The organism is Chitinophaga eiseniae (genome assembly GCF_900167135.1).
GTDB classification, from domain to species: domain Bacteria; phylum Bacteroidota; class Bacteroidia; order Chitinophagales; family Chitinophagaceae; genus Chitinophaga; species Chitinophaga eiseniae.
In genome coordinates, this window is sequence record NZ_FUWZ01000001.1 from 1064846 (window position 1) to 1077488 (window position 12643).

10 protein-coding genes are annotated in these 12643 nt (G+C 52.3%); 8 read left to right on the top strand and 2 right to left on the bottom strand.

The features are described from left to right. Positions 1–2 precede the first annotated feature (2 nt). Complete coding sequence (locus tag B5D63_RS04520) at positions 3–2819, bottom strand: FAD-binding and (Fe-S)-binding domain-containing protein (RefSeq protein ID WP_078667551.1); 2817 nt, start codon at positions 2817–2819, stop codon at positions 3–5. 117 nt (positions 2820–2936) lie between these two features. Here B5D63_RS04520 and B5D63_RS04525 point away from each other — a divergent pair, with 117 nt between their 5' ends. The 8 genes from B5D63_RS04525 (at position 2937) to B5D63_RS04560 (ending at position 12383) form a co-directional block, all read left to right on the top strand. Next, the gene (locus tag B5D63_RS04525) at positions 2937–5159 is read left to right on the top strand and encodes an outer membrane beta-barrel protein (RefSeq protein WP_078667552.1); all 2223 of its coding nucleotides are present in this window, start codon (positions 2937–2939) and stop codon (positions 5157–5159) included. A 332-nt stretch (positions 5160–5491) separates the two neighbouring features. Then, the gene (locus B5D63_RS04530; RefSeq protein ID WP_078667553.1) at positions 5492–6103 is read left to right on the top strand and encodes a TetR/AcrR family transcriptional regulator; all 612 of its coding nucleotides are present in this window, start codon (positions 5492–5494) and stop codon (positions 6101–6103) included. Positions 6104–6240: 137 nt separating this feature from the next. After that, the gene (locus B5D63_RS04535) at positions 6241–7512 is read left to right on the top strand and encodes a TolC family protein (RefSeq protein WP_235021460.1); all 1272 of its coding nucleotides are present in this window, start codon (positions 6241–6243) and stop codon (positions 7510–7512) included. A 15-nt stretch (positions 7513–7527) separates the two neighbouring features. Further along, on the top strand, positions 7528–8472 hold the full coding sequence (locus B5D63_RS04540) for an HlyD family secretion protein (RefSeq protein ID WP_078667554.1): 945 nt from the start codon (positions 7528–7530) through the stop codon (positions 8470–8472). A gap of 4 nt (positions 8473–8476) precedes the next feature. Next, complete coding sequence (locus B5D63_RS04545) at positions 8477–9406, top strand: ABC transporter ATP-binding protein (protein WP_078667555.1); 930 nt, start codon at positions 8477–8479, stop codon at positions 9404–9406. A gap of 2 nt (positions 9407–9408) precedes the next feature. After that, positions 9409–10152 carry an ABC transporter ATP-binding protein gene (locus B5D63_RS04550; RefSeq protein WP_078667556.1) on the top strand — a complete coding sequence of 248 codons (744 nt, stop codon included), beginning with the start codon at positions 9409–9411 and terminating at the stop codon, positions 10150–10152. Between the two features lie 9 nt (positions 10153–10161). After that, positions 10162–11268 carry an ABC transporter permease gene (locus B5D63_RS04555; protein WP_078667557.1) on the top strand — a complete coding sequence of 369 codons (1107 nt, stop codon included), beginning with the start codon at positions 10162–10164 and terminating at the stop codon, positions 11266–11268. Continuing rightward, the gene (locus B5D63_RS04560; protein ID WP_078667558.1) at positions 11265–12383 is read left to right on the top strand and encodes an ABC transporter permease; all 1119 of its coding nucleotides are present in this window, start codon (positions 11265–11267) and stop codon (positions 12381–12383) included. The genes B5D63_RS04555 and B5D63_RS04560 overlap by 4 nt, the downstream gene beginning before the upstream one ends. Here B5D63_RS04560 and B5D63_RS04565 read toward each other — a convergent pair. Next, positions 12380–12640 (bottom strand): Ada metal-binding domain-containing protein, encoded by a 261-nt coding sequence (locus tag B5D63_RS04565; RefSeq protein WP_078667559.1) that lies wholly within the window; start codon positions 12638–12640, stop codon positions 12380–12382. The genes B5D63_RS04560 and B5D63_RS04565 overlap by 4 nt on opposite strands. Positions 12641–12643 lie beyond the last annotated feature (3 nt).

Consider the following 12643-nt stretch of genomic DNA (forward strand, 5'->3'; position numbering starts at 1 on the left):
TCTTACAACCCCTCGTCCACCAGATACAGCACCGATTCGTAATTTTTCTTCACCGCTGCAGACATCGCAATTTCACAGGTTTTGGTAGAAGAATAATAGCCGTCATGCTCGTTACATTTTACCTCCAGCGACTCAGGACGTGTAGCCGATGCCGTTAGTTCCGGGAATAAGAACCCGCGATCACCGGCCATGCCGCAGCAACCGGCATATTTGGGAACTACCACCTCTTCTGCAAAGAACTGTGCCACCTTTACGAACTTAGGCCCTGTCTTCATTTTCTCCAGGGAGCACACGGGGTGCAGCGCAATACTTTTTTTCTTGTTGATGGCTGTGACCTTCGGCAGTACGAAGTCGTGCAGGAAATCCACGGCGTCGAGGATACGGAGCTGGTCGAACTTTTCTTTGTTGGCGGCGTTGAGCGCAGGGCGCACATGATGCAGCGTATAGGCGCAGGAACTCACGTCGATGACTACCGGCAGCGCACCCTGGCGACTGTCATGCCACAGCTTTTCTATAATGTGGTTGGCCGTATGTTCGTAGGCGTCTTTATACCCCTTGGAAGAAAAGATCTGGCTGCAACAGGTGCCGCTGAGATTATCGGGAACGACTACACTGATACCGGTTTTCCGGCAGACGCTCATGAATGTCTCCATCAGGTTTTTGGATTTGCCTTCGTAAGTGCCGAGCATACGGGAGATACAGGCCGGGAAGTAGACGATGGAAGCATCGGCAGACTGCTGCGGTTTAAGAATACCAAGGCCTGGCGCCGGCTGCAGCTGTTCAGACCATAAGGGTACAGCAGGAATGATGCTGCGGATACCTTTGGTGATACTGGTCATGGCATGTTTGCCAAACACCCGGTTGATGCCGGTACCCACCTGGATCGCAGTCCTGGCGGCCCATTCCACCGTCCTGAAATGTCTGGCTACCTGTAGGGCGAGTTTATTGGCCGTAGGGGAGTGGTTTTCGCGGCGGAGCCGCTTCACCAGATCGCCGGTGTTGATGTCCACAGGGCAGGCGGTGGCACAGAGACCGTCAACAGCGCAGGTTTCCAGCACATCGTACTGGTATTGGTCGAGGAGCACTTTGTAGTGGGCTTTGTCGCCGTTTTTTTGCAGTTGTTTGAGCGCTCGCCGGATCACGATCCTTCGGCGGGGTGTGGTGGTGATATCGCGGCTCGGGCATTTATGTTCGCAGTAACCGCATTCGATACAGCGGTCCACCTCCTCTTCTACGGTAGGCAGTTCCTTCAGGTGTTTGAGGTGGGCGCGGGCGTCGGGGTTGATGATGACGCCGGGATTGAGCAGGTTATGCGGGTCGGCGGCCTCCTTGACCTTCTTCATAATGTCGTAGGCATCGCCACCCCATTCTGTTTCCACGAAAGGCGCCATGTTGCGGCCGGTGCCATGTTCGGCTTTGAGCGTGCCATCGTATTTGTTGACAACGAGAGCCACCACGTCCTGCATGAAAAGTTCGTAGCGGGTCACCTCATCAGGTGTATTAAACGATTGGGTGACCACAAAGTGGATATTACCGTCTTTCGCATGACCGAAAATAATAGCATTGAGATAATGATACTGTGCGAAGAGTTGTTGCAGGTCGAGAATAGCGTCACCGAGTTTATCTACCGGGAAGGCAATGTCTTCCAGGATAACGGTGGTGCCGCTGGCACGAACGGCGCCCACAGCGGGGAACAGCCCTTTACGGATTTTCCAGAAGAAGGATTGTTCCGCCGGATCGATGGTGAACACCGGTGGTTCGGACATATCGAGGCTGGCGGCGGAGGCCATGAAGCCGTTGACACGGGCGTCGAGGGCAGCCTGACTTTCTTCCTGGAATTCTATCAGCAGCGCGGCGGCTGTTTCCGGCAACGTCTTCACAATAGATGGCATGCCGTCCATGTCTTCCACGGCATGCAGCGAGGCGCGGTCCATCAGTTCCACCATCAGAGCGCCTGCGTTGGTCAGCGGCACGATGGCCTGACACGCGGCATAGATGGTCGGAAAATACAGCAGCGCGGTAGATTTGTAGGCATAGTCCGGCACGGTGTCCATCACCGCTTCGGCGATGAACGCCAGCGTGCCTTCGGCGCCTATCAACAGGTGGGCCATGATGTCCAGCGGATGATGATAATCGATGAAAGCATTCAGGGCGTAGCCTACGGTATTTTTAGTCTGGTATTTATGGCGGATGCGATCGTGTAAAGCGCGATTAGCGGCGATCAGGTCGCGGCAGTCGGCAAGGCTCACAAACAGCGGCGCACATTCCATTTCAAAACGGGCGTAATCTTTTTTATGCTCCGTGCTGAAAGTATTGCCGTCGGGCAGGATAAACCGGATGTGCCGGGTGGTATGATAGGAGTTGAGCGCTACGCCGCAACACATGCCGCTGGAGTTGTTGGACAGGATGCCGCCCATCATGGCGGAGTTGATGCTGGACGGATCAGGACCGATTTTACGGGCGTGCTTTTTCAGGTACGTGTTCACCATTGCGCCGGTGATGCCGGGCTGCACCCGCACGGCCTGCCCTTTTTCTTCTATCTGTATCTTATTCCAGTACTGGCTCAGGTCTACCAGGATACCATCGGTAATGGACTGGCCGGAAAGGCTGGTGCCTCCCGTACGGAATACCAGCGGAATACGGAACTGCTGCGAGAAACGGAACAAAGCAACGATCTCCGCTTCACCGATCGGTTGCACAACTGCCTGTGGTACCAGGTGGTAGAAGCCCGCGTCTGAGGCATATGAGATAAGATCTATATACCTGGACTTGATACGATTTTCAGGTAAGATTTTCTTGAGTTCGTGTGCAATGTTCATGGCGACTGTCCTTATTCCTTGACTGGTTGAAGTTCACATTATGGATAGCAAGTTATATAATTTTACATCTTTTTATATCTTTAGCCACCGCTTTCTTAAATAACCCGTATTTCAACCATGCTCAGATGTAACAACCTATTGCCCGTTTTGCTGTTGGCTGATCTCTTCCTGATAACACCGTTACTGACCCATGCGCAACAGCCTGCGGGCGATACCCTGCCGGCACCGAAAGTACGCCAGCTGTCAGAGATCTCCATTATACAACAAAAGGCATTGGTGGAAAGAAGGACAGACCGGCTGATCTATAACGTTACCAGCAGCGTTGGGGCCGCCGGCGCCAACGGACTGGAGGTGATGGCCCGGGTGCCGGGCTTACGGGTGACGGACAACCTGATCGCTATCGCCGGCAAAGGGGCTGTAAAGGTAATGGTCAACGGAAGGATCATCCCGCTGGCGGGAGAAGACCTGCAGCGATACCTGAAGTCTATGTCAGCAGGGGAAATCGCCCGCGTGGAGGTGATCACCAATCCATCCGCTGCTTATGATGCTGACGGTAATGCCGGTCTGATCAATATCGTGACACGGCGTGACAGAAATCAGGGCTTCAGCGGGGAGATACAGGCCAGTGGCAAACTGTCGGACTACGGTTTCAAAAAGCTGTACGGCGTTTCCAACTACGGTACCATGTCCGCCGGCGGTAACTTCAGCTATAATACCCGCAGGTGGTCACTGTATGGTAACCTGAACTATGAACACGGTCGCTTTCTTGAAGGTTTCGGCATTGACCTGCAATATCCGAACCGGTTCTGGTCTCAGACAGACACCGGCAACTATAAGATCCGCAACCTCAACCTGGTACTGGGCACAGACTACAAGATAAGTAACCGCAGCACCATCGGGTTTAATTACAGTGGCGCCCGCACCGCTTATATTGGCGACGATCATGTGAACAACCCGGTATTTAATACCGGCGGCCTATTGGATTCACTGCTGCGTACTTTCGCTACTTATCAGCCGGTAGCATGGAGCACGGGACTAAACCTGCACCTGGTGACAAAGCTGGACTCCAGCGGAAGACAGTTTTCCGTAGATGCGGACTATTTTAATTATTACCGTACCGATAAATCAGATTTCATCAGCCAGCGCTATGACAGAAAGGGAGAGGCTATCGCCAACGGTACCACCAAATATTTTGATACCAACAAACAGGCGATCAATATCTATACCCTGAAAGCGGATTTACAGTGGCCTACCACCTTTGCCAATTACGCCTTCGGCGGAAAGCTGAGCTTTATCAATAACTACAGCAACGTATTTTACTTCAGGAACCTGCAGGGTGAAATGGAGTACGATAAAAACCTTAGTAACGAATACGACTATACGGAAAATACCCAGGCAGTATATGCTACCGCGTCCAAAGAGGCCGGTAGGTGGAAACTCAATGCCGGCCTGCGTATGGAAGCCACCCAGACAAAAGGGGTGTCTCATGTGCAGGACAACGCAATGGGCAACAACTATGTGAAATTGTTCCCGTCGTTCTCTGCTGACTGGAACTATCATAACGACAATCACCTGGCTTTTACCTTCGGGAAACGTATCAACAGGCCGGTGTTCTGGGACCTGAACCCTTACAAGTCGCTGACTACGGCCTACAGCTACCTCGAAGGCAATCCTTACCTGCAGCCGGAATATAACAGCAACTTCGAGTTGTCGCACCACTGGCAGCACCGCTTTACAGCCGCTGCTTTCCTGAATATCACCAATAATGGCTTCAATCGTATTACCGTAGCAACACCCAATAATAACACTGTTTATACCACGCCGGAGAACTTCCTGAAGATATACCGCTACGGACTGTCTGCCAGCGCCACGCTACAGCCGCTACCCTGGCTGGAGAGCGTTAACCAGTTGAGCGGTTATCATACCGATGCCCGCAGCGCCCTGCCCAATATTCCTGATATCAACGGCATGAGCGTATACCTGGCTACCAACAATAATATCACGTTGAACCAAGACAAAACCCTGATGGCGGTACTCAACTTTTGGTGCCAGTTTCCCGAAGTGGACCATAACGGGAAGTCCAATACCTATTATAATATGGACCTCGGCCTTAAAGCGGTCTGCCTGCAAAACCGCATGAGCATTGCGCTCAACGGCGCGGACCTGTTCCGCTCCAGCGCCAGCATCGTACGGTCCACGGTGAATAATATTCCGCAGACGTTCACCCATTTCCAGGTGAACAGGCAGATACGTCTTTCTGTGAGTTACAAGCTGGGACAATCTACCCGTAAGCGGGAGGTGAGGGGTACGGGTAGTGAGGAGGAACGTAAAAGGACTTAGTTGTAACGTTACTGGAAACGTGCCGGGCCACCTGGCTCTAAGGCGCAGGCGCCGGGCTGAAAAATGCGATTAATTCTTTTGCAATTTTCTCCGGGCTGTTGTCGTTATCAGCGCCGGTGGTATACTACTCTAAGAAGGTTATTGCTGCGCTGTGTTTATCATCTAAAATACGACAAAGTTATGTCCTTCCCTAATGCTCATTATCTCTGACTTTGGTGCTGGAGCGCATCCGGATCTTTATCCATGGCCTGTTTTCGATAAAATTGAACAGTTGTTTAAAAAAGTTGTTCAATTTCAAAATATTGTTTTACCTTCGGTTTAAAATCAGGCATATGGCAGTAAAAAAGGAACAGGACGCCAGCACAGAAGAAAGGATACTGGCAGCAGCGCGGATCGTATTTACCCGTAAAGGATTTGCGGCCACCAAGGTACGTGATATTGCTGCCGAGGCAGACATAAACCTGTCACTGGTCAACTATTACTTCCGCAGCAAGGAAAAACTGTTTGAAGTTGTAATGGCGGAAGCGGTACAGAAGCTGGTGTTTGAGATTGCCACCATTTTTAACGATACGCAACTGGGTATCCCGGAGAAGATCACCAGGGCGGTCAACTATTATATAGACCTGCTGCTGGAGAACCCGGATTTCCCGCTGTTTCTGGTCAATGAGATTATTACCGGGGATGATATGTTTACCCGTTTTGCGCAACAGAACACTTTGTTCCAGTCGGACCTGATCCGGCAGTTATTTGCCATGAAGGAAGAAGGTAAACTGTCCGTTCATCCGGTGCATGTCATGATGAACGTGATAGGGCTGGTGGTGATGCCATTTCTGGCCAGGCCGATACTGGAGCGGAATGCACTGGTGAAGGACGGGGAGTTTGTGAAGCTGATGAATGAGCGAAGGACACTGATCCCGTTGTGGCTGAAAGGTATGCTGGGGTAGTAACGGAAGGTGGGAGCTGGTGAGTAGGCACTCCCTCCGGGTTGATGGCTGAAAGGTATGCCGGGGGTAATAACCCCTTTTTTTGAGGTTGGATTGAACAATTTTTTAAAACAATATTTCAAACCGAATCATGCATCATGAAAGTATGTAAACTACTGGGTTGTATCATGATGTTGGCCGGGCTTACAGCGGAGGCGCAGCAGCAAGCGCTGACCCTGGAAACCTGTTACGCCCTCGCCAGACAGAATTATCCGTTGATCAAACAGTACGATCTGATAGCGCGCACCAGCCGCTACACCGTGGCCAACGCCGGCAAGCTGTATCTGCCACAGCTGACGGTATCCGGGCAGGCTACTTATCAGTCGGAGGTCGTCAACTTCGCTGAAGTGCTGCCGCCCATTCCCGGCCTGAACCCGCCACAGCTCAGTAAAGACCAGTACCGCCTGCAGGCGGAGGTATCCCAACAAATCTACGATGGCGGCGTCACGCGCTACCAGCAGGAAGCCAGCCGCGCCAACGAAAAAGTGCAGCAGCAAAGCCTGGAAGTGAGCCTCTATGCTGTCCGCGAAAGGGTGACCCAGTTGTATTTCGCTGTACTGCTCATGGATGCTCAGCTCCGGCAGAACGCCCTTCGGCGCGACAACCTGCAGAGCACTACTGATAAAATGAAAGCTGCCCTGGCTAACGGTGTCGCCTATAGGAGCAACGTGGCAGAGCTGCAGGCCGAAATCGTGAATGCTGACATGGCCACCACGGAATTCCGTGCTAACCGTAAAGCCTATCTGAAAATGTTGGCCACCTTCATTCATCAGCCGCTGAGCGACAGTACCGTACTGGCTTATCCGGAAACGACACGCCCCGCCGAAGGGATTCATCGCCCGGAACTGGCGCTGTACGACTATCAGCAGAATACCTACGATGTGCAGGAACGGCAGCTGAAAGCCGCTTATCTCCCTAAACTGAATGCTTTCCTGCAAGGCGGCTACGGACGGCCTACCCTTAATATCGTCAGCAATGAATTTGGCAGCTGGTGGATGGGAGGACTGCGGCTCAACTGGTCCATCGGCAGCCTATACTCCCTGAAAAACAACCGCCGCCTGCTGGACATCCAGCGCAGCAATGTGGACGTAAGCCAGGAGGCCTTCCTGCTGAACACAACCCTCACCATGCAGCAGCAGCATCAGGATGTGGATAAATATGCAGCCCTGATGACACAGGATGAAGAGGCTATCCGCCTGCGGGCAGCCGTGTTGCAATCTGCTAAAGCGCAACTGGACAACGGCGTTATTACCGTTCATGAATATATCTCGCAGGTGAACGCGGAAAATCTGGCCAAACAGACGCGTATCCTGCATGAAATACAGCTGCTACAGGCGCAATACAATTATAAAAACACTTCCGGGAACTGATTAATTTCTTGTAACATGAAATACCATCTCATTTGGATGACAGCCGCCGTGATGATGACAAGTGCCTGCGGGGACGGCAAACCGGGCTACGACGCCTCCGGCAACTTTGAAGCCGATGAAGTGATCGTGTCCGCACAACAGAACGGCGAACTGTTATCCTTCCCCATAAACGAAGGGGACAAACTCAATGTTGGCCAGGTAGTGGGCCAGATCGATGTGACCATTCCGGCGCTGCAACAGCAACAGGTGCAGGCCTCCATACATGCCCTCCGGGAGAAAACCAACAATCCGCAGCCACAGGCCCAGCTGGTGGAACGGCAACTGGTGGTGCAGGAAGCGCAGCTGCAACAGCTGTACCGCGAACGCAAAAGAACGGAGAACCTCGTGAAAAGCGACGCTGCCACCCAGAAACAGCTGGATGATATGAATGCACAGGTAGACCAGCTCGAAAAACAGCTGAACGTCACCCGGCAGCAACGCAACCTCTATAATTCCAATATCGCCACACAGAACCGCTCTATCCTCAGCGAACAGGCGCCGCTGGAAAAATCGATGGCGCAGTTTGCAGAGCAGGTACGCAGAGGACAGATCGTGAACCCCATCACCGGCGTCGTGCTCTCCCGTTACGCACTGAAAGGAGAGATGGCGGCAACAGGCAAACCGCTGTATAAAATCGCCAATATCGACACCCTCTTCCTGAAAGCCTATGTGACCGGCGTTACCCTGCCGAAAATAAAGCTGGGACAGGAAGTGCAGGTGCGCATCGACCAGGGGAGAAAAGAATACAAAGCTTATCCCGGCACCATCACCTGGATCTCAGATAAATCAGAATTCACCCCCAAGACCATCCAGACAAAAAATGAAAGGGCCAATCTCGTATATGCGATCAAGGTAAGAGTGAAAAACGACGGCTATCTGAAAATAGGGATGTACGGAGAAATGCTGATCCCGCAAAAATAAGCTCATGAACGCAGTGGTGCTGGACCATATTACCAAAACGTACGATGCCGGCAAAGTGCTGGCGGTAGACGATGTGTCGCTGGAAGTGGCTGCCGGAGAACTGTTCGGCCTTATCGGCCCGGATGGCGCGGGCAAAACTTCTCTTTTCCGCATCCTCACCACGCTGCTGCTACCGGATAAAGGCACAGCGTCTGTCAACGGAAAGGACTGTGTAAAAGATTATAAAGCCATCCGTCGCAGTGTAGGCTATATGCCCGGCAGATTTTCTTTGTACCAGGACCTCACCGTGGCTGAAAATCTCCACTTCTTCGCCACGCTCTTTGGCACTACCATCGATGCGAACTACGATCTTATCCGTGATATTTACGAACAGATCAAACCTTTCAGCGACCGGCGTGCCGGTAAACTGTCCGGTGGCATGAAACAGAAGCTGGCGCTGTGCTGCGCGCTGGTACATAAACCGGAAGTGCTGTTCCTCGATGAGCCCACCACCGGTGTGGATGCAGTGTCCCGCAAGGAATTCTGGGAGATGCTGCGCACCCTCAAACAACAGGGTATCACCATTGTGGTATCCACGCCCTATATGGATGAAGCAATGCTCTGTGAGCGCATTGCGCTTATACAGGAAGGCAAGATCATGTCTGTCGATACGCCGGCCAATGTGATCGCCACCTTCCCGGTAAAACTTTATGCTGTAAAGACGGACAATATCTACCGGCTGCTGACGTCCCTGCGGGAAGATGCCGCTGTAGACAGTTGTTATGCATTCGGAGAATATGTCCACGTAACTTTCCGGGACGACGCAGCCCCCGACCTGCGCGCATGGCAGCAATCCCTCGCTGCAAAAGGACATGGGCGCATAGAGGTGAAGGCCATCTCACCTACGATAGAAGACAGTTTTATCCGTCTCATGAATGAAAAACAAAACGTATAGCCATGAGTGATAAGGTGATCATATGCGAAGCGCTGACGAAACAATTCGGTGACTTTGTGGCCGTCAACCACATATCCTTTGATGTTGGCAAAGGAGAGATCTTTGGTTTCCTCGGCGCTAACGGCGCGGGTAAAACCACCGCTATGCGCATCCTGTGCGGGCTGTCCTATCCCAGCTCCGGGAAGGCCACCGTGGCTGGTTTTGATGTCTACAAACAACAGGAGTCCATTAAAAAAAATATCGGCTATATGAGCCAGAAGTTCTCCCTGTATGAAAATCTTACCGTACTGGAGAATATTGAATTTTTCGGTGGCGTGTATGGATTGTCATCGGCAGAGATCCGCCGGCGCAGCGACCGGCTGGTAAATAAACTGGGATTGACACAGGAAGCGAAAAAACTCGTAGGGGCGCTCCCGTTAGGATGGAAACAGAAGCTGGCCTTTTCGGTCGCTATCTTCCACGACCCGCAGATCGTATTCCTGGATGAACCTACCGGTGGCGTAGACCCCATCACACGACGGCAGTTCTGGGATATGATCTACGAAGCCGCTGCCGCAGGTATCACGGTATTTGTCACCACCCATTACATGGATGAAGCAGAATACTGCAACCGCATCACCGTGATGGTGGACGGGAAAGTGGAAGCGCTGGACACCCCCGGCCATCTGAAGGCGAAGTTCGGCGTAGGTTCTATGGACGAAGTATTTTATCAACTGGCCCGTGGCGCTAAACGGTCGGCCGACTAAAAGAAGGATATGAAACAGTTGTTAGTATTCATCAGGAAAGAATTTTTTCACGTCTTCAGGGACAAACGTACCCTGCTGATCATGTTTGGCCTGCCGGTAGTACAGATCGTGCTTTTCGGTTTCGCGCTCACCAGTGAGGTGAAAAATATCACCCTGACCGTGATTGATCAGGCGCGTGACGTGAATGCTACTCAAATTATCAACAAGATAAAATCATCTTCCTATTTTATTGTGGACGAATCGGCGGTCAATTATGATGAGGTGACCACCGCATTTAAAAAGGGGACTGCCAAGTGCGCCCTGATTTTTCCCACCGGATTTGGGAACGATCTGCAACATGCCGGCCAGGCACAGGTGCAGATCCTGACTGATGGCTCCGATCCTAACATGGCCAAGACGGTGGTCAACTACCTGACGGCTATCCTGACAGCCTACCAGCAGGAGATCAGTCCCGGAACACAGCTGCCTTACCGGATCATCCCGGAGCAGCGTATGTTGTATAACGAAGAGGGGAACGGCTCGCTGAATTTTATCCCCGGCGTAATGGCGCTGGTGCTGATGCTGGTATGTACGGCGCTCACTTCCGTAGCGGTCGTGCGAGAAAAGGAGCTGGGCACCATGGAGATCCTGCTGGTATCTCCTTTTAAGCCGCTGCTGGTATTGCTGGCCAAAGCGGTGCCTTACCTGGTACTGTCGCTGGCCAATTTTACGCTGATACTGCTGCTGGCCGTTTTTGTGCTGGATGTGGACGTGAAAGGCAGTATCCTGCTGCTCTTCCTGGTCAGCACATTGTTTATCATCGCCTGTTTATCCATCGGGTTGATGATCTCCAACACCACGAACTCGCAGCAAACGGCCCTGCTCTTATCGATGATGGGGATGATGATACCCACTCTGATATTCACCGGGTTTATGTTTCCGCTGGAAAATATGCCCTGGATATTCCAGTGGATCTCTTACGTGGTGCCGTCACGGTGGTACTTCCTGATCATTAAAGCCGTTATGCTGAAAGGACTGGGCTTCTCCTATATCTGGAAAGAGACGCTGGTATTGCTGGGTATGACGGTGGTTGCGCTGGCCGTTGCATTGAAGAACTTTAAAATCCGCCTGTCATGAAAGTGCTGCGTTTCATCCTGAAGAAAGAGTTCCGCCAGATTTTTCGTGACAAGACCATCCTTGCCATGATGCTGGTGATGCCTACCGTGCAGCTGATCATCCTGCCACTGGCCATGAACTTTGACGTGAAGAATGTGAATGTGGCGGTGGTGGACAACGATCACAGTACGTTGTCGCAGCAGCTGATCAACAAAGTCGGCGCTTCCGGTTATTTCCGGATTATCACGGCGTCGCCTTCCTTCCACGAGGCGCTGGGCTATATCGAAAGAGAGCAGGCGGATGTAGTACTGGAGATCCCGCCTGGGTTTGAGCGCAACCTTGTGCGGGAGGGAGCCCAGCACGTGGGCGTGTCCATTGATGCGATCAACGGAACAAAAGCCGCTTTGGGCGGCAGCTATCTGCTGAATGTGATCGCCGATTATAACCAGCATATCCGGCTGAATGAGCGCGGGAAATATGTTCCGGGTAAAGGCGTGAACATCGATATCACTTATTCCAACTGGTACAATCCTTTGGCCGAATATCGGTTTTATGTGGTGCCCGCGGTGATGGTACTGCTGCTGACGCTGATCGCCGGATTTCTGTCCGCCCTGAACATTGTGCGGGAGAAAGAGATGGGCACTATTGAACAAATTAATGTGACGCCCATCAAAAAATGGCAGTTCATCCTCGGCAAGCTGATTCCTTTCTGGGTAGTGGGCCTGGTAGTGTTTACGCTGGCGCTGATGGTGGCGCGGGTGGTATACGGTATATGGCCGGTAGGCAGTTTCGCCCTGCTATACCTGTTTGCCGCGGTGTACCTGGTGGCGATGCTGGGCTTCGGTCTGCTGGTATCTACCTATACCGACAACCAGTTGCAGGCCATGTTTGTTGCTTTCTTTTTTGTGATGATATTTATGCTGATGAGCGGGCTGTTTACTGCGGTAGACAGTATGCCCCGCTGGGCCCAGGGCATTGCAGCGCTGACGCCGGTAACCCATTTTGTGAAAGTAGTGCGCATGATCGTACTCAAAGGCAGTGGTTTTGCTGACGTACAAAAAGAGCTTCTGTACCTGGTGGTGTTTGCTATTGTGCTCAACAGCTGGGCCATCTGGAATTACCGGAAGACCAGTTAACCCCGTATTTTCCACCTGCGGTAGGCTTCCGGCATACAATGGCCGCAGGGCCTGTATCCATGGGCAATAGCCTCCGTTTCCCCGGAGAAAAACACCCGGTTCTCCGTCAGCATTCTTTTGCCGGAGCGGCAGGAGAGCAGTCCGTATATTTTCAGCCGCCGGTTGCCGCCCAGCGTCAGCCGTCCTTCCTGCCTGAGCCGGCATATCTGCCGGTTACGCGCGATCGCGCTTGTTCCCATTGCTGCATGATCATACATAAC